Here is a 19,714-nt window from a genome sequence, read left to right as displayed (position 1 = left end):
CGCGTTCCGGGTCTCTCGTCTTCACTGCCCACGGCAGAAGCACCAGGCGCTCGACCGGAGTGAGAGCGCCGGCGGGGGTCAGCCGCGCTGGCTGGAGTCGGTGACCTCTCCGACGAGCTCTTCGATGACGTCCTCGAGGAAGACGACGCCGAGCACCTCTCCGTCGTCGGCGACGACCCGCGCGAGGTGCGACCCGGTGCGCTGCATCGTCGCGAGCACCGACTCGACCTCATCGTCCCGGCGGACGTTGGCCATCCGCCGCACGCGCTTGGCGGGCACCGGCTGGAGCCGCTCCTCCTCGTCGGCGAAGAGGACGTCCTTGAGGTGCAGGTAGCCGGTGAGGGTGCCGTCGCGGTCCGCGATCGGGTAGCGCGAGAACCCGTGCCGGGCGACGAGCCGCTCGATGTCGTCGGGCGTGGTCTCTAGCCCGATCGTGACGAGCTCCCCCACCGGGACGCCGACGTCTCGCGCGTCCTTGTCGCTGAACTCGAGGGCGGCGCCGAGAAGGCCGTACTGCTCGGGCTCGACCAGGCCCTCCTTGTGCGACTCGGAGACGATCTGCGCGACCTCCTCGGCGGTGAACGCGGAGGCGAGCTCGTCCTTGGGGTCGACGCCCAGGGCACGCACGAGGAGCTTCGACACCCAGTCCATGGCGGAGATGACCGGCCTGACGACCCGCGAGACGACGACGAGCGCCGGCACGAGGGCGATCGCCGCCCGCTCCGGGGTGGCGATCGAGATGTTCTTGGGGATCATCTCGCCGACGACGACGTGGAGGAACACGACGACGAGCAGCGCGATGACGAGCGCGAGGACGTCGGCCAACGCCTCGGGCGCACCGAGCGCCTCGACCGGCCCGACGAGGGCATGGTGCAGCGCGGCCTCGGACACGGCGCCGAGGAGGACCGAGCAGACGGTGATCCCGAGCTGTGCCGTCGCGAGCAGGATCCCGGTGCGGGACATCGCGTCCAGCGCCGCGCGAGCCCCCCGGCTCCCCTCCTCGGCCAGCGGCTCGAGCTGGCTGCGTCGGGCGGACATGGCCGCGAACTCGGCTCCGACGAAGAAGGCGTTGGCGAGGAGCAGGACGACCGTGACGAGGATGGTGCCGGCGCTCATGCGGGCGCCCCTTCATCGTCGTGCTCCACGTCTGCGGCGGGCTCCTCGACGGGCGTGAACCGGAGCCGGTCGACCCGCCTGGCCTCCATGTCGACGACGGTGATCCGCCATCCGGGCAGCTCGACAACCTCACCGACGGCCGGCACGCGTCCCAGCTCCGACATGACGAAGCCGGCGACGGTCTCGTATGCCGGCCCCTCGGGGATGTCGATCCCGGTGCGCCTCTTGACCTCGTCGGGGCGCCACAGGCCCGGCACGCTCCACGAGCCGTCGGTCATCCGTCGGCCCGTGGTCTGGCTGCGGTCGTGCTCGTCGGACACCTCGCCGACGATCTCCTCGACGAGGTCCTCGAGGGTGACGACACCGGACGTGCCGCCGTACTCGTCGACGACGATGGCGAACTGCTGGCCGCTGTCCCGCAGGTGGATGAGCAGTGGGTCGAGGCGGATCGTCTCGGGGACGACGAGCGGCGGGGTCATGAGCGCCGACACCGGCACGTCGTCACGGCGGTCGTGCGGCACGGCGATCGCCTTCTTGACGTGGACGACCCCGTCGACGTCGTCCCAATCGTCGTCGATGACCGGGAAGCGGGAGTGCCCGGTCTGGCGGGCGAGCTCGACGCACTCACGGGCCGAGGCCGACCGGTCGATCGCGGTGGCCCGCGAGCGCGGGGTCATGACGTCGGCGGCGGTCTGGGCGCCGAAGCCGAGTGAGGCCGTGACGAGCCGGGCGGTCCCGACGTCGAGCGTCCCGGCCTCGGCCGACGTCCGGACGAGCGAGGCGAGCTCAGCCGGGCTGCGCGCGGCGGAGAGCTCCTCCTGCGGCTCGACACCGAGCGCGCGGAGCGCGGCGTTGGCGGTGCCGTTGAGGACGGCGATCATGGGCGCGAAGGCCAGGGCGAACCACCGGACCGGCGTGGCCACGAGCTTGGCCGTCGACAGCGGCGTCGAGATCGCCAGGGTCTTGGGCACCATCTCGCCGACGATCATCGAGAAGACCGTCGCGACGACCATCGCGAGCACCGAGGCGACGCGGGCGGCGAGCGGCTCACCGAGACCTGATGACTCGAGCGGACCGCGCAGCAGCGCACCGATCGAGGGGTTGGCGAGGAAGCCGAGGACCAGCGTCGTCAGCGTGATGCCGACCTGCGACGCCGAGAGCTGGGTGGACAGGCGGCGCAGCGAGGTGAGCACCGTGCGCGCCCGACCGTCCCCGCGCTCGACGGCCTTCTCGACCGACGGCCGGTCCAGGGCGACGAGGGCGAACTCGGCGGCGACGAACAGGGCGGTCCCCAGGGTCAGCGCGACGCCGGCGAGGACGAGCAACCACTCGGTCATAGTGCAGTCATCCTAGGCAGGGCCGGACGCGCGCCGGCGACCCGCGGCGACGCGAGTCATCCTCCGGAGGGACGCCGACTCCACCGTGCGGTTGACCCTCCCGTCGGGTGGGGCTGGAAGACTTCGGGCATGGCCACACACCTGACCACGGGGGGTGGATCTCGATGAGCACGGCCGCGACGCCGCAGGGCGCGCCCATCGAGGTGCGGGACCTCACCAAGACCTTCGGCTCCTTCACCGCCGTCGACCGCCTCTCCTTCACCGTCGAGCCGGGCCGGATCACCGGCTTCCTCGGCCCCAACGGCGCCGGCAAGACGACGACCCTGCGCATGCTGCTCGGGCTCGTCCACGCCACCTCGGGGACCGCGACGATCGACGGGCGCGACTACCGCGACCTCGACCACCCCCAGTCGATGGTCGGCTCCGCCCTCGAGGCGACGAACTTCCACCCCGGCCGCAGCGGGCGCGACCACCTGCGCGTGCTTGCCGCAGCCGGCGGCCTGCCGATGAGCCGGGTCGACGAGCTCCTCGAGCTCACCGGCATCCCCGCGGCCGCACGCAAGCGCGCCGGTGAGTACTCCATGGGCATGCGCCAGCGCCTCGGCCTCGCCGCAGCCCTGCTCGGCGACCCGCGCGTCCTCATCCTCGACGAGCCGTCCAACGGCCTCGACCCCGAGGGCATCCGCTGGCTGCGCGGCTTCCTGCGCCACCTCAGCAGCCAGGGCAAGACCATCCTCGTGTCGAGCCACCTCCTCCAGGAGGTCGAGCAGACCGTCGACGACGTCGTCATCATCGCCAACGGACGGCTCGTCCGCTCCGGTCCCATGGCGCAGCTGCGCGGTGCGCCGTCGACGATCGTGCGCACGTCGGACGCCGACCAGCTCGCGGGCGCCCTGCGTGTCGCCGACGTCACGAGCACCCCGGGCCGTGACGGCGAGCTCGTCGCCGAGACGACCGACATGCGGCTCGTCGGCGACGTCGCGCTGCGCGCCGGACTCCCCATCTGGGAGCTCCGCCCCCGCAGGGCCGACCTCGAGGCGCTCTACTTCGAGCTCACCGAGGGCACCAACCGCAACCTCGGCGCCGGCGCGACGCCGGTCGAGGCCGATGCCGTCTCCGGCCAGGAAGGGGCGAACGAGTGATGGGCGCCGCCATCAAGTCCGAGTTCCTCAAGTTCTTCACGACCCGCCTCTGGTGGGGCATGGCCATCGGCATCTTCGTCGCCGGCGCCCTCTTCGCCGGCTTCTTCGGCTGGGCCTTCACCTCCGAGGAGGCGATGGCCTCCGGCGCCACCGGAATCCAGGGCAGTGACACCCAGATCGTCAACTCCGTCTACACGGCCGGGCTCAGTGTCGGCTACCTGCTCCTCCTCACCGTGGGCATCCTCCAGATCGGCGCCGAGTACAGGCACAAGACCATCAGCTCGACCCTGCTCTCGACACCGAGGCGCGTCCAGGCGATGGGCGCCAAGATCGTCGCGCTGCTCGGCATCGGCGCCGCCTACGGCCTCGTCAGCCTGCTCGGTTCGGTGTCGGTCGGGGCGATCGTCCTGTCGCTGCGCGACATCGACCCCTTCCCCTCCGGCTCGGTCGTGCGCACGCTGGCGCTGAGCCTGCTCGCGCTCGGACTCTGGGCGCTCATCGGGCTCGGCGTCGGCATCCTCATCCCCAACCAGGTCGCGGCGATCCTCGTCGGCGTCGGTGTCGCGTGGATCGTCGAGCCGCTGCTCGGCCTCGGGCTCTCCTTCGTCGACGCGCTCAAGGGGGTCGTCCCCTACTTCCCGAGCCAGGCGACCAACGCCATGGTCGACGGCGTCACCCAGAACGGCCCCGACGCGGCCCAGCCGCTCAGCTGGTGGGCCGCGGCCCTCGTGCTCACGGCCTACGCCGCGGCGCTCAGCGCCTTCGGCACGTGGCGGACCGTCCGGCAGGACATCTCCTAGGACCTCCCCACCGCGGGTGCGTGGGCCGGGTTCAGGGGCCGGCTCCCCCCGCGGTGGGGTACGGAAGCGACAGGGCCGGTATGCCGGGTGCGAGCCACCCGGCATACCGGCTCGTTCTCGCCGTCGGGGCCCTCCGGTGACGGGTCCGCGGCGGCGGTGGACCCTCGCTCGCACGGCAGCGGTGGAGAGATAGGCTGGGCGGACACGTGAACGTCGATGTCGACACCGCAGAAAGAGGCGTATACGCCGTGCCTGACCAGCCCGCTTCGAGCGACCCCCTGACCGCCTTCGGCCCCAACGAATGGCTGGTGGACGAGCTCTTCGAGCAGTACAAGAAGGACAAGAACTCGGTCGACAAGGCGTGGTGGGAGTTCTTCGCGGACTACGACCCCAGCGCGGCCAACGGCGCAGCCGCCAAGGCGGCTGACGCGCCGAAGGCGCAGAAGCCCGAGGCCCGGTCCGGCACGGCCGAGGCGCCGAAGCAGGTGGCCCCCCAGGCCAAGGCCTCCACGCAGGCGGCCCCGAAGGCAGAGACGCCCAAGACCGAGGCCCCGAAGGCTGAGACGCCGAAGGCCGAGGCCCCGACGGCGGCGACGCCCAAGGCCGAGGCCCCGAAGGCCGAGGACAAGGTGGCGCCCGCCAAGGCGGAGACGCCGCCCGAGGCGGGGACGCGGTCGGAGACCCCCACGCCGCGCGACGCCTCCCCGAAGAAGAGCGACGGTGCGGTCAACGCTCCCGAGACCTCCCCGATCCGCGGTGCGAGCGCCCGGGTCGTCACCAACATGGAGGCCTCGCTCTCCGTGCCAACCGCGACGTCGGTGCGCGCGGTGCCGGCCAAGCTCCTCGTCGACAACCGCATCGTCATCAACAACCACCTCGCCCGCTCGCGCGGCGGCAAGGTGAGCTTCACCCACCTCATCGGCTTCGCCGTCGTCAAGGCCCTCGGCGCGATGCCGGCGATGAACGCCGGCTTCGGCACCGACGACAAGGGCAAGCCGGTCCTCATCACGCCGGCCCACGTGAACTTCGGCCTCGCCATCGACCTCGAGAAGCCCGACGGCAGCCGTCAGCTCCTCGTCCCGTCCATCAAGGCCGCGGAGACGATGGACTTCGCGCACTTCTGGACGGCATACGAGGAGATGGTCAAGAAGGCCCGCGGCGGCAAGCTCACCGTCGAGGACTTCCAGGGCACGTCGATCTCGCTCACCAACCCCGGCGGCATCGGCACGGTCCACTCGGTCCCGCGACTCATGGCCGGTCAGGGCGCGATCATCGGCGTCGGCGCGATGGACTACCCCGCCGAGTGGCAGGGCGCGAGCGACGAGACGCTCAACCGCAACGCCGTCTCCAAGATCCTCACGCTGACGAGCACCTACGACCACCGCATCATCCAGGGCGCCCAGTCCGGTGAGTTCCTGCGCGTCGTCCACCAGCTGCTCCTCGGCGAGAACGGCTTCTACGACGAGATCTTCGAGAGCCTGCGGATCCCCTACGAGCCGGTGCGCTGGGTCCAGGACATCTCGGCCTCGCACGACGACGACATCAACAAGGTGTCGCGCGTCCAGGAGCTCATCCACGCCTACCGCGTGCGCGGCCACCTCATGGCCGACACCGACCCGCTCGAGTACAAGCAGCGTCGCCACCAGGACCTCGACGTCACGAGCCACGGCCTCACGCTGTGGGACCTCGACCGCTACTTCGCGACCGGCGGCTTCGGCGGCGAGCCCTTCCTCAAGCTCCGCAAGATCCTCGGCATCCTGCGCGACAGCTACTGCCGCAGCATCGGTGTCGAGTACATGCACATCCAGGACCCCGAGCAGCGCGAGTGGATCCAGTCCAAGATCGAGGTCGGCTACGCCAAGACGACCCGTGAGGAGCAGCTGCGGATCCTGCGCAAGCTCAACGCGGCGGAGGCGTTCGAGACCTTCCTCCAGACGAAGTTCGTCGGCCAGAAGCGCTTCTCGCTCGAGGGTGGCGAGTCCGTCATCGCCCTGCTCGACCGCGTCCTGTCGCGCGCCGCCGAGGACGAGCTCGACGAGGTGTGCATCGGCATGCCGCACCGGGGTCGTCTCAACGTCCTCGCCAACATCGCGGGCAAGTCCTACGGACAGATCTTCCGCGAGTTCGAGGGCAAGCAGGACCCCAAGTCCGTCCAGGGCTCCGGCGACGTCAAGTACCACCTCGGCACCGAGGGCACCTTCACCGCCGAGGGAGGCGCGACGACGAAGGTCTACCTCGCCGCCAACCCCTCGCACCTCGAGGCCGTCAACCCCGTGCTCGAGGGCATCGTCCGGGCCAAGCAGGACCGCCTCGACCTCGCCGGCGAGGACTTCACCGTCCTGCCCGTCCTCCTCCACGGTGACGCGGCGTTCGCGGGCCAGGGCGTCGTCGCCGAGACGCTCAACCTCTCGCAGCTGCGTGGCTACCGCACCGGCGGCACCGTGCACGTCGTCATCAACAACCAGGTCGGCTTCACGACGTCGCCGAGCTCGTCCCGCTCGTCGACCTACTCCACCGACGTCGCCCGGATGATCCAGGCGCCGATCTTCCACGTCAACGGAGACGACCCCGAGGCCTGCGTCCGCGTCGCCGAGCTCGCCTACGAGTTCCGCAAGGAGTTCGCCAAGGACGTCGTCATCGACATGGTCTGCTACCGCCGCCGCGGCCACAACGAGGGCGACGACCCGTCGATGACGCAGCCGCTCATGTACAACCTCATCGAGGCCAAGCGCAGCGTCCGCAAGCTCTACACCGAGTCCCTCATCGGCCGTGGCGACATCACGGTCGAGGACGCCGAGGCCGCGCTGCGCGACTACCAGCAGCAGCTCGAGCGGGTTTTCGTCGAGACAAAGGAGGCGCTCAAGGAGAGCGAGGCGCAGGCCGCCAAGGCCGCCGACGACAGCTACACCGGCACCGACGTCGAGGGTCACACCGGCCTCGAGCCGCCGACCGCGCAGACCGCGGACGCGACGACCGGCTCGTCCACTGAGACGGCGATCTCGCCCGAGGAGCTCAAGGCGATCGGCGAGGTCTTCGCCAACCCGCCGCAGGGCTTCACGGTGCACCCCAAGCTCCAGCAGATGCTCGAGAAGCGGGTCGCGAGCATCAGCCAAGGCGGCATCGACTGGGCCACCGGAGAGCTGCTCGCCTTCGGCTCGCTCCTCAAGGACGGCACGCCCGTCCGCCTCGCCGGTCAGGACAGCCGCCGTGGCACCTTCGTCCAGCGCCACGCCGTCCTCATCGACAAGAACACCGCGCTCGAGTGGACGCCGCTGCTCTACCTCGGCGAGGGCCAGGGCCGCTTCTGGGTCTACGACTCGCTGCTCTCCGAGTTCGCGGCGATGGGCTTCGAGTACGGCTACTCCGTCGAGCGCCCCGACGCGCTCGTGCTGTGGGAGGCGCAGTTCGGCGACTTCTTCAACGGGGCGCAGACGATCGTCGACGAGTTCATCAGCAGCTCGGAGCAGAAGTGGGGCCAGCGCAGCTCGGTCGTCCTGCTCCTCCCCCACGGCTACGAGGGGCAGGGTCCGGACCACTCGTCGGCCCGCATCGAGCGCTTCCTGCAGATGTGCGCCGAGGACAACATGACGGTGGCCTACCCGTCGACCCCCGCGTCGTACTTCCACCTGCTGCGCCGCCAGGCCTACGCGCGTCCTCGCCGCCCGCTCATCGTCTTCACGCCGAAGTCGATGCTGCGCCTCAAGGCCGCGTCGAGCATGCCGGAGGACTTCACGACCGGCGGCTTCCGTCCGGTCCTGCCCGACCGCGAGGGTGCGACGAGCGGCAACGTCGACCGGGTGCTCCTCGCCGCCGGCAAGGCCGTCCACGAGCTCGAGGCCGAGCGCACCAAGCGCGGCGACACCCGCACAGCCATCCTGCGGCTCGAGCAGTACTACCCGCTGCCCGCGCAGGAGCTCGCGACCGAGCTCGAGAAGTACCCCGAGGCCGAGCTCGTCGTCGTGCAGGACGAACCGCAGAACCAGGGCGCCTGGCCGTTCCTCGCGCTCAACCTGCCGACCGCACTCGCCGACCTCGGCGTCCAGCGCCCGCTGCGGGTGCTCTCGCGCAAGGCGTCCGCGTCGCCGGCGACCGGCTCGACCAAGAAGCACCAGGCCGAGCAGGCCGAGCTCGTGGCGGCGGCCTTCACCCGCTGACCGTCTGACACAGCACGCCCGCAGCGGCCCCGTCCTCACGGACGGGGCCGCTGCTGCGCGTTAGGGTTTCGACGTGTACTTCACCGACCGAGGGATCGAGGAGCTCGAGACGCGGCGAGGCGACGAGGAGGTCACGTTCGCCTGGCTCGCCGAGCAGCTGCGGACCTTCGTCGACCTCAACCCCGACTTCGAGACCCCCGTCGAACGGCTCGCGACCTGGCTGGCCCGGCTCGACGACGAGGACGAGTGACCGATGAGCAACGACCACACCGCCCCCGGCCAGACGGCCCCCGAGGAGGGTGACGGCTCCGACCTCGAGTTCCGCCCGAGCGCAGCCTTCAGCGTCCCCAGCGAGGGCCCGCGCGACGTCGCCGTCGTCTTCATGGGTGCCTCGATGGTCGCCGGTGTCGGCGACCCCAAGGGTCAGGGCTGGGTGACGCGGGTCGTGGGACGCACGTCGCACCCCGACCTCGAGCTCACGGCATACAACCTCGGCGTCCGCGGACAGACGAGCGGCGACGTCCTCACACGCTGGCACACCGAGTGCCCGCCGCGCTGGAAGGACCGGGGCGAGCGCCGCCTCGTCGTCTCGGTCGGCGCCAACGACATCGCCGCCGGCGTGACCCTCGCGCGCCACCGTCTCAACCTCGCCAACATCCTCGACGAGGCGGCGAGCAACGGCGTCTCGACGTTCGTCGTGAGCCCGCCGCCGAGCAGCGACCCGGCCTTCAACGAGAAGCTGGCGATCCTCGTCGAGGCGCAGGCCGACGTGTGCTCGCGGCGCTCGGTGCCGTTCGTCGACTGCTACCGGCCGCTCCTCGGCCACGACCAGTGGCGCGCAGAGCTCGCGGCGAGCCGCGACGGTCACCACCCGGGACAGGCCGGCTACGGGCTCATCGCCTGGCTCGTCCTGCACAACGGCTGGAACGAGTGGCTGCAGATCTGAGCCCGCCCGGGCACCGGCTCAGCTCGTGAAGACGACCTTGCCGGTCACCTGACCCTCGACCATGCGAGCGAAGCCCTCGCGCGCGTCCGCCAGCGGCATCACCGAGTCGACGAGCGGCTCGATGCCGCTGGCGACGACGAACGCGGCGAGCCGCTCGAGCTCGTCGCGGGTGCCCATCGTCGAGCCGACGACGCGCAGCTGCTTGAAGAAGATCTTCGTCAGCTCGGCCTTGGCCGGGGCGTCGCCCGACGTCGCACCCGAGATGACGATCGTCCCGCCGGGACGCAGCGAGTTGACCGAGTGCGACCACGTCGCGGCGCCGACGGTCTCCATGACGGCGTCGACGCGGTCGGGCAGCCGCTCCCCCGAGCCGAACGCGCGGTCTGCGCCGAGCGCGACCGCCTGCTCGCCCTTGGCGCCGTCACGGCTCGTCACCCACATGCGCAGTCCGGCAGCGGCGCCGAGCTGGACGAGCGCGGTCGCGACGCCGCCGGCCGCTCCCTGGACGAGGACCGTCGCGCCGGGCTGCACCCCCGCGTTCGTGAAGAGCATCCGGTATGCCGTGAGCCATGCGGTCGGGAGGCACGCGGCCTGTTCCCAGCTCAGCTCGGCGGGCTTGGGCACGAGGTTGGCGCGCGGGACGGCGACCTTGGTGGCGAGGGTGCCGTCGTGCAGCTCGGAGAGGAGCGTGCGGCGAGGGTCGAGCGTCTCGTCGCCGCGCCACCCGTCGGAGGGCACGACCGCGTGGACGAGCACCTCGTTGCCGTCCTCGTCGGTCCCTGCGCCATCGCACCCGAGCACCATCGGCAGCCGGTCTGCCGGCAGTCCGACGCCGCGCAGCGACCACACGTCATGGTGGTTGAGGGCGCTCGTCCTCAGGTCGACGACGGTCCATCCCTCGCGGGGCTCGGGGTCGGGGCGCTCCCCCACCTCGAGACCGGACAGAGGGTCGTCGGAGGACTGCGACACGGCGTAGGCGGCGAGCATGGGCTCGACCCTATCCAGACGCTCCTGCCACTGGTGAGACGATGTGGCGATGACCATCGTCGAGCAGCTCGCCGTCGGTCCCCTCGTCCTCGACGGTGGCCTTTCGACCGCTCTCGAGGCGCGGGGACACGACCTCTCCGGCCTGCTCTGGTCGGCCCGGCTCCTGCGCGAGGCACCTGACGAGATCGTCGCCGCGCACCGAGGCTTCGTCGATGCCGGGGCGCAGGTCGTCATCACCGCCTCCTACCAGGCGAGCCACGCCGGCTACCGCGCCGCCGGCCTCACCGACGTGCAGTGCGACGCCGACCTCGACGCCTCGGTGCATCTGGCCCGCGAGGCCGCCGGCGACCGCGCGCTCGTGGCTGCGTCGGTCGGGCCGTGGGGCGCGCACCTCGCCGACGGCTCGGAGTACACCGGCTACCCCGACGTGAGCCGTGCGCGGCTGCGCGACTTCCACGGGCGGCGTCTCGAGCGACTCGTCGCCGCGGAGCCGGATGTCGTCGCCGTCGAGACGATCCCCGAAGTCCTCGAGGCCGAGGTGGTGGTCGAGCTCCTCGAGGAGCTGGCACCTGAGCTGCCCTACTGGGTCTCGTTCTCGGCGACCGAGGGCGCGCGCGTCACCGGCGGCGCACCCTTCGCCGAGGCGGCCACCGTCGTCGGCCCGAGCGCCGTCGCCGTGGGCGTGAACTGCACAGCGCCGCAGCACGTCGACGCCCTCCTCGAGTCGGCGAGCGCGAGCGTGCCCTTCGTCGTCTATCCGAACGCCGGCGCGACCTACGACGCCCGCATCAAGGCCTGGACCGCCGACGGCACGTCGACCTTTCCCGCGGCGACGGTGCAGGGATGGCGCGACAGCGGCGCCTCGCTCGTCGGCGGGTGCTGCGGCATCGACGCCGACGGCGTCCGCAGCATCGCGGACGCCGTCAGCGCCTGAGCAGCGGCAGCGGACCGCCGCGGGCACCCTCAGCCGCCGGCGAGACGCGCGACGGCGGCGGCGACGGTGGCGGCCACCCCCGGTGCGAAAACGCTCGGCACGATCTCCTCCGCCGTCGGCTTCGGCACCATCGCGGCGATCGCCTCGGCCGCGGCGATCTTCATCGCCTCGGTGATCTGGCTCGCGCCGGAGTCGAGCGCGCCGCGGAAGATCCCGGGGAAGGCGAGGACGTTGTTGATCTGGTTGGGGAAGTCGGAGCGCCCGGTGGCGACGACGGCGGCGTGACGGTGCGCGACGTCGGGGTGGACCTCCGGGTCGGGGTTCGCGAGCGCGAAGATGATCGAGCGCGGCGCCATCCGAGCCACGTCGGCCTCCGGCACCGTCCCGCCCGAGACGCCGATGTAGACGTCGGCGTCGACGAGGGCAGTCGACAGCTGGCCCGAGAGCCCGCGCGGGTTGGTCGAGGCCGCGATGCGGTGCTTGTGGCCGGTGAGGTCGGCCCGCGACGGCGAGATGATGCCGCGCGAGTCGCACACGACGACGTCGCGCACACCGGCGCGCTGGAGCAGCCCGGTCACCGCCACGCCGGCCGCACCGGCACCCGCGACGACGACCCGCAGGTCGGCGAGCGGACGGTCGACGACCGTGGCGGCGTTGATGAGCCCGGCGAGGACGACGATGGCGGTGCCGTGCTGGTCGTCGTGGAAGACGGGGATGTCGAGGCGCTCCTTGAGCCGCTCCTCGATCTCGAAGCAGCGCGGCGCCGAGATGTCCTCGAGGTTGATGCCGCCGTAGGACGGAGCGATCCGCGCGACGGCCTCGACGAGCTCGTCGACGCTGCCCGTCTCCATGCAGACGGGCACGGCGTCGATCTCGCCGAAGTGCTTGAAGAGGATCGCCTTGCCCTCCATCACCGGCATCGCGGCCAGCGGTCCGATGTCACCGAGCCCCAGCACCGCGGTGCCGTCGGTGACGACCGCGACGGTGTTGCGCCGCGCGGTGTAGCGCGCCGACAGCGAGGGGTCCTCGGCGATGGCGCGGCAGACGTCGGCGACGCCGGGGGTGTAGAGCAGTGACAGGTCGTCCCTGTCCCTCAGTGGCTGCGTGGCGTGTACGCCGAGCTTGCCGCCCTCGTGGGCACGGAACACCGGGCCCTCGAAGTCGAAGCTCGGGTACAGCGGGGACGCGGACATGAGGGAACTCCCAACATTCGGAACAGGTGCCACGACCGGCGCGGGGCCGGCGGGTCGAACCACGTCCCAGGTGCGGGACGGCGAGGGGCGGGAGGTGTGCCGCGCCCGCTCATCCTCGCACGGTCCCCGGCACCGCGACAGCGGCTTGCCGCGTGTGCAGTGCCACAATCGGCGCGTGTCCCGACCGCGCCTCCCCCGCCCCCGCCTCGTGCGGGTGAGCGGCCGGTCGATGGAGCCGACGCTCCACGAGGGTGACGTCCTCCTGGCCCTGTGGGGTGCCCGCGTGGAGGCCGGGGACGTCGCGGTCGTGCGCCTGCCCAACGACTCCTGGGGCCGCCCGCGCCCGCTGTCGGTCAAGCGCGTGACGGGCACCGACCCCGGCGATCCGACCCGGTGGTGGCTCGACTCCGACAACCCGCGCGAGGGGGTGACGTCCTTCGACGTCGGCTCGATCGCCGAAGAAGACGTCGTCGCGGTGGTGCGCGCACGGCTGCGCCCGCGACCGCGCCGGGTGGGCGGACGGCATACGCCCGCTCGATAGGTGAGCACCGCGTTGTAGGTTGGGAAGTGGCCGAACACCCGCCCAACGAAAGGGACCGTTCATGCGCTTCCCCGCACTCTTCAGCGTCACCGACGTCAGCGCCCACTGCGACCTGCCCTGCGGCGTCTACGACCCCGCCCAGGCCCGCATCGAGGCGGAGTCGATCAAGGCGATCATCGCCAAGGTGGCGGACAACGACGACCCGGACTTCCGGACCCGCGCCATCCTCATCAAGGAGCAGCGCTCGGAGCTCGTCAAGCACCACCTGTGGGTGCTGTGGACCGACTACTTCAAGCCGCCGCACTTCGAGAAGTTCCCCAACCTGCACACCCTCATCAACGAGGCGACCAAGCTTGCGGGCGCCTCGGGCACCAAGGGTGAGCTCGACGCCGGCAAGGCCGACGAGCTGCTCGCGAAGATCGACGAGATCGACGCGATCTTCAAGGAGACCAAGAAGGGCTGACGCCCCTCCGCAGCACGAACGAAGGGCCCCGGCGCGCCGCGCGCCGGGGCCCTCTCGTATGCCGTCCGCCCGTCCCCGACGGTGCCGTCCCCTAGCGCAGGGTGAGCGCGCTCGGCGCGGGGATCGTGCGGATGAGTGCCTCGACGACCTCGGGGTCGTACTCGTAGCCGAGCCCGAGGTGGATCCGCTCGAGTGCGGCCTCGACGGAGGGGGCGTCGGCGCGGCCGTGGGAGAAGTCGTCGAAGGCGTTGGCGACCTTGATGATGCGGCTCGCGAGCGGGACCTCCTCGCCCCACTCACGCACGTGGCGGAAGGGCGTGGTCTGCCGCTCCATGAGGTCGGCGACGGTGTCGAGGACCTCGGTGCGCCGCACGATGCGCGCCCCCTCGGACGCGATGCGCCGCTGGTCGTCCGGCGCGGCGAGGACGGTGGCGCCGTCGGGGATCGGCGAGCGCAGGCCGACCTGTCCGAGGTCGTGGAGCAGCGCGGCGTACTCGAGCTGCTGGATCGCGTCGGCATGCAGCCCCATCGAACGCGCGATGGCGACCGAGCGGGAGGCCACCCGTGAGGCGTGCCCTGCGGGCGTGTAGCCCGCGGCCTCGGTGAGTCGCGAGAGGGCCGCGATCGTCTGCCGGTAGGTCGCGCGGTTGGCGGCGTAGCGCCGCACGGCGATGTAGGTGAGGACCATCGGCAACAGGCCCAGAGGGAGCGCGGCCAGCCCGATGACGGGCGCGAGGAAGGCGACGAGCGGGCCGGCGGCGATGACACCGACGGTGAGCGCCTGCGCCTCGCCGAGCTCGTCGCGCAGCGTCGTCGCGGCGGGCAGCTCCCACCGCTCCGACTGCACGAGCGCGGTGAGGACGATGTCGGCGTACAGGCCGGCGGCCGCGGCGCCCATCATGACGACGGCGATGAGCCAGGCCTCGCGCTCGCTGTCGAGCTGCCAGGCCCACACCCCTTCGCCGTCGATGAAGCCCACGCGCATGAGCGCCGCGGTGATGGCGACACCGACGGTGCGGGCGGCGACGAGGTACCACTGCGTCGGGCGCCGCATCGCGGCGCGCAGGACCTGGGCCAGCCCGAGGCCGGTCGCGACGACGAGGGTGACGACCCCGGCCGGCACGTCGAAGACGTCGTGACCCCAGACAGGGCCGAGGACGGCGAGGGCGATGCCCGAGCCGGTGGCGACGGGGGCAGCGATCCGGCCGGACGGCATACCGACGCGGAAGAGCTCCCCCACGGTGATCGCGAGGAGGAAGGCGACGATGACCGCCGTGTGCTGCCCGAGCGCCTCGAGCAGCTCGTCGCTCGCGCTGACGACCGACCAGAGGAGCGCGAGGGCACCGAGGCCGAGGACGAGGGACTCGAGCCGGTGACGGTTCATGTCGCCACCATCGGGTCGGGCGCCGGCCCGTCGTCGTGGGCGCGCTGGGTCCGTGACAGGGCCGCGAGCACGCGGTCGGCCTCGACCATGGTCGGGCGGGAGCGCAGCAGCTCCATCGCCTCGGCCGGGCCGAGCCCGTCACCGTGCATGAGGAGGTCGAAGTCGTCCGCAACCCGGACGACCTCGGCGGCGAGCGTCGGTGCTGCCTGGTGGGGCCCGGCGTGCGCGACCTGCTCGAGCACGGCGGACGCGCCCGCGAGGAAGGGCAGGTCCTGGAGCATGGCCGCACCGCGCAGGACGGCGCTGCGTTCGTGGTCCGCGCCTTCCTGTCCGGGAGCGACGACGACCGTGCCGAGGTCGTGGAGCAGCCCGGCGGTGCGCACGTCGGCCACCTCCTTCGGCCGCAGCCCGAGCTCTTGAGCCATGCCCGCGGCCATGGCCGAGACCCGGGCGCTGTGGCCCTCGAGCTCGGGTGCCCGCGTCTCGATCGCGGCGACGAGGGCGCCGAGCGCACGCTCACGCGCCTCGCGCTCCTCGCCGTACTGGAGCAGCGCCCAGCGGGCACCGGCGAGCGGGGCGAGCCCGACGAGGACGGCGACGGGACCGAGGTCGCCAGGCAGCCACATGACGATGACGACGAACGCGACGACACCGTAGGCGAACTGGGTCAGACCCGAGCTCGTGAGCATGTCGAGCAGCTGGAGGCGGAACGGCACGCCGGCCGAGAGCCGGACCACGCCCGCGACGAGGCCCGCGTTGGCGAGCAGGTTGGCCGCGTCGGCCACGACGATAGGCAGGCCCACGTGAAGGATGAGGGGCATGACCCCATGGAGCTCGCCCACGGACAGCGACCCGCCGGCGAGGTCGTAGGCGATGCCCCCGACCATCGCGGACGCGGACGCCATGGCCATGTTGAAAACGCGTCGATGCAGGGCGATACGACGGCGCGCCAGTGCGGCCATGACAAGCCCGACGACACCGGCGCCGACCGGGCCCACGATGGGGATCGCGGCCAGGACGACGACGTTGTCGGCGGTGAAATGGATCAGCCCGTCACTCGACGTCGACGGCAGCCACCAGGTCAGTGCCCCGATGAACGCCAGCAGGCCGAGAGGGAGCCACTCAGGAGGCCACCCGTAGAGGTGGTGGCACACCAGGGCCAGACCCACGGCGCCGAGTACGGTCACGCCGATGTAGATCGGCGTGCCGTACCGCGCCAGCAACGGAGTCGAAGACTCCGGCATCACTCGAGGAGGATGCGGCTTACCACTGCCAGCCGTCGAGCTGGATGACGGTGCCACGGGAGGGAGCGGCCTCGGCCTGAGCGGCGTTGGCGCCGAGGGCGGAGACGGCAGCGACGACGACGGCCGCGACGACGAGACGGAGAGTGCGCATGGGGAGACCTTTCTGGAAGCCGACCAGGGAAGCCGGCTAGTCATATCAGTCTAGTCTCCCACTGTGACCGCATGTGCGACAATGGAGCAGACGAGTGATTTCCGAGGGTCCGTGAGGCCCTCTGTTCACGCCCTCACCCCCGATCTCGAGGAGCTCCCATGAGCAAGCGCGCCCGCAAGCGCCGCTCGCGCAAGGGCAACAAGGCCAACCACGGCCGCAAGCCCAACGCCTGAGCACAGCGCACCAGACGACGAAGGGGCGACCACCGCTTGGTGGTCGCCCCTTCGTCGTGTCCGCCTCGTGACCAGCCCGAACGGGCCAGCCCGTCCTCACGCCGCGAGGCGGCGCCGGGTCGACCCGGCGTTCGGTCCGGCCGGTCCGAGGCGCCGCCGCGACCGACCGGGTTCCGGTCCGTCAGCCGTCGAGCTCGAGGCGGACCATCGTGATCCGCTGGCGGATCTGCACGCGGAGCGCGTCCGGGCAGGCCTGCTCGCTCACGCTCGAGCGTCGCACGGCCTCCTTGACGGCCCGGTCGAGGTCGTGCTCGCTCAGGCACGGTCCGCACGCCTCGAGGTGCTGCGCGACCCGTGCGACGTCGGCCGGCTGCATCTCGCCGTCGAGGTACTCGTAGATCCGGTGCAGGACCTCGGAGCACTCGGCGTGCGACTCGACGTGCGACGTCGGGCCGGGGTCCGCGACCTCCTGGTGCCTCTCGTTCATGACGAGACCTCCTTGCCGAAGCCGCGCTCGGCGGCGTACTCGGTCAACATCTCGCGCAGCTGGCGCCGGCCGCGGTGCAGCCGCGACATCACGGTGCCGATGGGCGTGCCCATGATCTCGGCGATCTCCTTGTAGGCGAAGCCCTCGACGTCCGCGAGGTAGACCGCCATCCGGAAGTCCTCGGGCAGGTCCTGCAGGGCCCGCTTGATCTCGGAGTCCGGGAGGTGGTCTAGCGCCTCGGCCTCGGCCGACTTCAGGCCCGAGCTCGTGTGCGACTCGGCGCGCACGAGCTGGTAGTCCTCGACGTCGGCGGCGTCGGACTGCTGGGGTTCGCGCTGCTTCTTGCGGTAGGTGTTGATGTAGGTGTTGGTGAGGATGCGGTACATCCAGGCGCGCAGGTTGGTGCCCGGCTTGTACTGGTGGAACGCCGCGAACGCCTTGGCGTACGTCTCCTGGAGGAGGTCCTCGGCGTCGGCGGGGTTGCGCGTCGTGCGCAGCGCCGCGGCGTAGAGCTGGTCCAGGAGCGGAAGCGCCTCGGCCTCGAAGCGGGCCTGGCGCTCGGCGGGGGTCTCGGTCGCGACGTCGACGGTCATGTCGTCCGATGTCGTCTGTGGTGTCGTCATCGCACTCCAGCCTAGACCCGTCTCGGCGGGGGACGTCGTGTGCAGCACGAGCACGGGCAGACCTCTCGACACGTGGGTGCGCCACTGGGGTGGCACGTGGACGCACGATTCAACATGTGTACGGGCGGCGCCATTCCCTTGGGAACCGTTCGCTCATGCGCATGCGAGCCGAACCCTCCTTCATCACCCTCCTCGGCGAGCAGGTCCGCCACGAGTTCACGGCCAGCCAGCAGTACATCGCCATCGCCGTGTGGTTCGACGACCTCGACCTCCCCCGCCTCGCGGAGCGCTTCTACGCCCAGAGCGTCGAGGAGCGCAACCACGCGATGATGATGGTCCGCTACATGCTCGACCCCGACTGGAGCGTCACGATCACCAAGCGGACCGGCACCGACTGGTTCCAGGTCGAGGAGCACCTCGCGCGTGAGCCGCAGGACGACCCGGACGACGCGCGTGCACCGGAGGTCGCCGGCGGCATGCTCAGCGCCGGCTAGAGAACCGTCGCGACGAACGCGCAGGCAGCCTCGACGAGCGGACCCGTCGCCCTGATCGTGTGCTCACCCTTCACCGCCGTGACGTATGCCGGGTCGTCGAGCGCCGCGCGCACCTCACCCGGGGTGCCGAACGGATCGCTCTCGCCCTGCACGACGTGGAGCGGGATGCCCGCGGTGACCGGCAGGCGGAGCTCGCCGGCCCGGGACACGTCGGGGCGCCCCGGGGGGTGGAGCGGGAACGACAGGCACAACACGCCGTCTGTCGTGAGGTCGGACGCGGTCCGGCACGCGACCCGGGCGCCGTTGCTCTTGCCCGACAGGACGAGCGGGCCCGGGAGGCGTCCCCGACCGGTGCGCAGCGCCTCGACCACCGGCAGCCAGGCCTCGTCCTGTGGGACGGGACGCGGCGGCATACGACGTCCTGCGACGCCCCACGCCTGCTGGACGAAGGCGACCGCCCATCCGGCGGCGACGAGGCCGTCGCGCACCGCCAGGAGGTCGCCCCCGGTGAGCCGGCCGCTCGCGCCGTGGGTGAGGACGACCGTGCCGAGCGCACGCACCGGGCGCTCGACGTGGGCGTGCGCGGGGCCGAGGGGTGTCTCGACCTCCACGAGCCGTCGGCCGGTCACGCCGTCCCACCGATGATCTCGCCGGTCATCGGGTCGACGACACCGCGCAGCTCCGACTCGGGCAGAGGGTCGAGGAGCTGCGGACCGTTGGAGCGGTTGCTGCTCACCGCCCGCGAGACGGGGTATGCCGTGAAGCGTCCGGGCGGCCCACCACGCAGGAGGTCGGCGACGTGCCCGGGGTCGGTGAGCTCGGGGTCGAGCCAGTCCGCCCACTGCCCGGGCTCGAGGACCAGCGGCTGGCGGTCGTGGATCCGGTCGAGACCCGGCTCGGCCTCGGTGGTGAGGATCGTGAAGGTCGTGAGCCACGCGTCGGGGTCGTCGCTGTCGACAACGGCGGGGTCGCGCCAGAACTCGTAGAGACCGGCGAACGCGCAGCTGGCTCCGTCGTCGCGCGAGGTGAAGAAGGGCTGCTTGAGCGGCTTCCCCTTGGCGTCGGTCGCGGTCGGAGAGACCTGCCACTCGTACCACCCCCGAGCCGGGACGAGGCAGCGGCGACGGGCGGCCGCCTTGGCGTAGGCGGGCTTCTCGAGGACCGACTCGGCGCGGGCATTGATCATCCGGACACCCGCCTTCGGGTCCTTGGACCAGCTGGGGACGAGCCCCCACGTGAGCAGCCGCAGCTGGCAAGTGGGGGCGCCACCCTCCTCCCCCCTCGGCGCGCGGGTGAGGACGACCGGCGCTTGCTTGGTCGGCGCCATGTTGTGGTCGGGCGTGCCGGGCGCCGGGGACTGGGGATTGGCGAGCACGCTGCGGGTGGGGTCGGCCGTGCGGTCCTCGTCGACCGCGAACTCGAGGGTCAGCTCGTCTGGGTTGGCCGTGGCCGCGTAGCGCCCGCACATGCTGCTCAATCTACGCA

General features: G+C 71.6%; 21 protein-coding genes. 10 read left to right on the top strand and 11 right to left on the bottom strand.

Annotated elements, in window-relative coordinates:
* Positions 1–78 precede the first annotated feature (78 nt).
* Entirely contained in the window at positions 79–1,116 is a 1,038-nt protein-coding gene (locus tag N798_RS08890) for a hemolysin family protein (RefSeq protein ID WP_035947858.1), read from the bottom strand.
* Positions 1,113–2,453 (bottom strand): hemolysin family protein, encoded by a 1,341-nt coding sequence (locus tag N798_RS08885; RefSeq protein ID WP_035947857.1) that lies wholly within the window; start codon positions 2,451–2,453, stop codon positions 1,113–1,115. Before N798_RS08885 ends, N798_RS08890 begins: the two co-directional genes overlap by 4 nt.
* A 164-nt stretch (positions 2,454–2,617) precedes the next feature.
* On the opposite strand from N798_RS08885, the gene N798_RS08880 reads away from it, so the two are divergent.
* From N798_RS08880 to N798_RS08865, 5 genes are all read left to right on the top strand, one after another.
* On the top strand, positions 2,618–3,595 hold the full coding sequence (locus tag N798_RS08880; RefSeq protein ID WP_035947856.1) for an ABC transporter ATP-binding protein: 978 nt from the start codon (positions 2,618–2,620) through the stop codon (positions 3,593–3,595).
* Positions 3,595–4,395, top strand: a complete 801-nt coding sequence (locus N798_RS08875) for an ABC transporter permease (RefSeq protein ID WP_035947855.1) — start codon at positions 3,595–3,597, stop codon at positions 4,393–4,395. The genes N798_RS08880 and N798_RS08875 overlap by 1 nt, the downstream gene beginning before the upstream one ends.
* 248 nt (positions 4,396–4,643) lie before the next feature.
* Complete coding sequence (locus tag N798_RS08870; RefSeq protein ID WP_035947853.1) at positions 4,644–8,549, top strand: multifunctional oxoglutarate decarboxylase/oxoglutarate dehydrogenase thiamine pyrophosphate-binding subunit/dihydrolipoyllysine-residue succinyltransferase subunit; 3,906 nt, start codon at positions 4,644–4,646, stop codon at positions 8,547–8,549.
* A gap of 73 nt (positions 8,550–8,622) precedes the next feature.
* Positions 8,623–8,799 (top strand): DUF6104 family protein, encoded by a 177-nt coding sequence (locus N798_RS18360; protein ID WP_188450360.1) that lies wholly within the window; start codon positions 8,623–8,625, stop codon positions 8,797–8,799.
* Positions 8,800–8,802: 3 nt separating this feature from the next.
* Entirely contained in the window at positions 8,803–9,495 is a 693-nt protein-coding gene (locus tag N798_RS08865) for a GDSL-type esterase/lipase family protein (RefSeq protein WP_035947850.1), read from the top strand.
* A gap of 18 nt (positions 9,496–9,513) precedes the next feature.
* On the opposite strand, the gene N798_RS08860 is transcribed toward N798_RS08865, so the two are convergent.
* Positions 9,514–10,482, bottom strand: a complete 969-nt coding sequence (locus tag N798_RS08860) for a zinc-binding dehydrogenase (RefSeq protein WP_035947848.1) — start codon at positions 10,480–10,482, stop codon at positions 9,514–9,516.
* A 49-nt stretch (positions 10,483–10,531) separates the two neighbouring features.
* Between N798_RS08860 and mmuM the strand changes: the two genes are divergently transcribed.
* Positions 10,532–11,416, top strand: a complete 885-nt coding sequence (gene mmuM, locus N798_RS08855; RefSeq protein WP_035947846.1) for a homocysteine S-methyltransferase — start codon at positions 10,532–10,534, stop codon at positions 11,414–11,416.
* Between the two features lie 29 nt (positions 11,417–11,445).
* On the opposite strand, the gene N798_RS08850 is transcribed toward mmuM, so the two are convergent.
* A complete protein-coding gene (locus tag N798_RS08850) occupies positions 11,446–12,609 on the bottom strand; it encodes an NAD(P)-dependent malic enzyme (RefSeq protein ID WP_035947845.1) in 1,164 nt (387 codons plus the stop codon).
* 175 nt (positions 12,610–12,784) lie between these two features.
* On the opposite strand from N798_RS08850, the gene N798_RS17780 reads away from it, so the two are divergent.
* On the top strand, positions 12,785–13,150 hold the full coding sequence (locus N798_RS17780) for a S24/S26 family peptidase (RefSeq protein ID WP_198030729.1): 366 nt from the start codon (positions 12,785–12,787) through the stop codon (positions 13,148–13,150).
* Between the two features lie 61 nt (positions 13,151–13,211).
* Complete coding sequence (sodN, locus tag N798_RS08840) at positions 13,212–13,613, top strand: superoxide dismutase, Ni (protein WP_035947842.1); 402 nt, start codon at positions 13,212–13,214, stop codon at positions 13,611–13,613.
* A gap of 91 nt (positions 13,614–13,704) precedes the next feature.
* On the opposite strand, the gene N798_RS08835 is transcribed toward sodN, so the two are convergent.
* Genes N798_RS08835 through N798_RS18885 form a run of 3 tightly spaced genes read right to left on the bottom strand, consistent with a single transcriptional unit; the run spans position 13,705 to position 16,392 of the window.
* Positions 13,705–14,997, bottom strand: a complete 1,293-nt coding sequence (locus tag N798_RS08835) for an HD-GYP domain-containing protein (protein WP_035947840.1) — start codon at positions 14,995–14,997, stop codon at positions 13,705–13,707.
* Entirely contained in the window at positions 14,994–16,241 is a 1,248-nt protein-coding gene (locus N798_RS08830; RefSeq protein WP_229708438.1) for an HD-GYP domain-containing protein, read from the bottom strand. The genes N798_RS08835 and N798_RS08830 overlap by 4 nt, the downstream gene beginning before the upstream one ends.
* Positions 16,242–16,260: 19 nt before the next feature.
* Entirely contained in the window at positions 16,261–16,392 is a 132-nt protein-coding gene (locus N798_RS18885) for a hypothetical protein (RefSeq protein WP_268234553.1), read from the bottom strand.
* A gap of 158 nt (positions 16,393–16,550) precedes the next feature.
* On the opposite strand from N798_RS18885, the gene N798_RS18985 reads away from it, so the two are divergent.
* Positions 16,551–16,625, top strand: coding sequence for a 50S ribosomal protein bL37 (locus tag N798_RS18985; RefSeq protein ID WP_009775747.1), 75 nt, complete (start codon positions 16,551–16,553; stop codon positions 16,623–16,625).
* A 181-nt stretch (positions 16,626–16,806) separates the two neighbouring features.
* Here the strand turns inward: N798_RS18985 and rsrA are convergent, their stop codons facing one another.
* A complete protein-coding gene (gene rsrA, locus N798_RS08825) occupies positions 16,807–17,112 on the bottom strand; it encodes a mycothiol system anti-sigma-R factor (RefSeq protein ID WP_035947838.1) in 306 nt (101 codons plus the stop codon).
* Positions 17,109–17,735, bottom strand: coding sequence for a sigma-70 family RNA polymerase sigma factor (locus N798_RS08820; RefSeq protein WP_035947879.1), 627 nt, complete (start codon positions 17,733–17,735; stop codon positions 17,109–17,111). Before N798_RS08820 ends, rsrA begins: the two co-directional genes overlap by 4 nt.
* Positions 17,736–17,896: 161 nt before the next feature.
* Between N798_RS08820 and N798_RS18880 the strand changes: the two genes are divergently transcribed.
* Positions 17,897–18,229: a ferritin-like domain-containing protein gene (locus tag N798_RS18880; protein WP_084100370.1), complete on the top strand. Its 333-nt coding sequence runs from the start codon at positions 17,897–17,899 to the stop codon at positions 18,227–18,229.
* Here the strand turns inward: N798_RS18880 and N798_RS08810 are convergent.
* Together N798_RS08810 and N798_RS08805 are read right to left on the bottom strand one after the other, a co-directional pair.
* Positions 18,226–18,858, bottom strand: coding sequence for an alpha/beta hydrolase family protein (locus N798_RS08810; protein ID WP_052117089.1), 633 nt, complete (start codon positions 18,856–18,858; stop codon positions 18,226–18,228). The two genes, N798_RS18880 and N798_RS08810, sit on opposite strands and share 4 nt — an antisense overlap.
* Positions 18,855–19,697: an SOS response-associated peptidase gene (locus N798_RS08805; RefSeq protein ID WP_035947835.1), complete on the bottom strand. Its 843-nt coding sequence runs from the start codon at positions 19,695–19,697 to the stop codon at positions 18,855–18,857. The genes N798_RS08810 and N798_RS08805 overlap by 4 nt, the downstream gene beginning before the upstream one ends.
* Between the last annotated feature and the right edge of the window lie 17 nt (positions 19,698–19,714).

It is taken from the genome of Knoellia flava TL1 (assembly GCF_000768675.1).
Lineage (GTDB): Bacteria > Actinomycetota > Actinomycetes > Actinomycetales > Dermatophilaceae > Knoellia > Knoellia flava.
This window is presented reverse-complemented; position numbering and strand designations above follow the sequence as displayed.

What these genes read in the sequence shown, in the direction of transcription:
- N798_RS08875 (WP_035947855.1), top strand. Translation starts at nt 3,595, where the DNA reads ATGGGCGCCGCCATCAAGTCCGAGTTCCTCAAGTTCTTCACGACCCGC.
- N798_RS08830 (WP_229708438.1), bottom strand. Translation starts at nt 16,241, where the DNA reads ATGCCGGAGTCTTCGACTCCGTTGCTGGCGCGGTACGGCACGCCGATC.
- N798_RS18880 (WP_084100370.1), top strand. Translation starts at nt 17,897, where the DNA reads ATGCGAGCCGAACCCTCCTTCATCACCCTCCTCGGCGAGCAGGTCCGC.
- N798_RS08890 (WP_035947858.1), bottom strand. Translation starts at nt 1,116, where the DNA reads ATGAGCGCCGGCACCATCCTCGTCACGGTCGTCCTGCTCCTCGCCAAC.
- N798_RS18885 (WP_268234553.1), bottom strand. Translation starts at nt 16,392, where the DNA reads ATGCGCACTCTCCGTCTCGTCGTCGCGGCCGTCGTCGTCGCTGCCGTC.
- N798_RS08835 (WP_035947840.1), bottom strand. Translation starts at nt 14,997, where the DNA reads ATGAACCGTCACCGGCTCGAGTCCCTCGTCCTCGGCCTCGGTGCCCTC.
- rsrA (WP_035947838.1), bottom strand. Translation starts at nt 17,112, where the DNA reads ATGAACGAGAGGCACCAGGAGGTCGCGGACCCCGGCCCGACGTCGCAC.
- N798_RS08885 (WP_035947857.1), bottom strand. Translation starts at nt 2,453, where the DNA reads ATGACCGAGTGGTTGCTCGTCCTCGCCGGCGTCGCGCTGACCCTGGGG.
- sodN (WP_035947842.1), top strand. Translation starts at nt 13,212, where the DNA reads ATGCGCTTCCCCGCACTCTTCAGCGTCACCGACGTCAGCGCCCACTGC.
- N798_RS08880 (WP_035947856.1), top strand. Translation starts at nt 2,618, where the DNA reads ATGAGCACGGCCGCGACGCCGCAGGGCGCGCCCATCGAGGTGCGGGAC.
- N798_RS08805 (WP_035947835.1), bottom strand. Translation starts at nt 19,697, where the DNA reads ATGTGCGGGCGCTACGCGGCCACGGCCAACCCAGACGAGCTGACCCTC.
- N798_RS08820 (WP_035947879.1), bottom strand. Translation starts at nt 17,735, where the DNA reads ATGACGACACCACAGACGACATCGGACGACATGACCGTCGACGTCGCG.
- N798_RS08850 (WP_035947845.1), bottom strand. Translation starts at nt 12,609, where the DNA reads ATGTCCGCGTCCCCGCTGTACCCGAGCTTCGACTTCGAGGGCCCGGTG.
- mmuM (WP_035947846.1), top strand. Translation starts at nt 10,532, where the DNA reads ATGACCATCGTCGAGCAGCTCGCCGTCGGTCCCCTCGTCCTCGACGGT.
- N798_RS08860 (WP_035947848.1), bottom strand. Translation starts at nt 10,482, where the DNA reads ATGCTCGCCGCCTACGCCGTGTCGCAGTCCTCCGACGACCCTCTGTCC.
- N798_RS08865 (WP_035947850.1), top strand. Translation starts at nt 8,803, where the DNA reads ATGAGCAACGACCACACCGCCCCCGGCCAGACGGCCCCCGAGGAGGGT.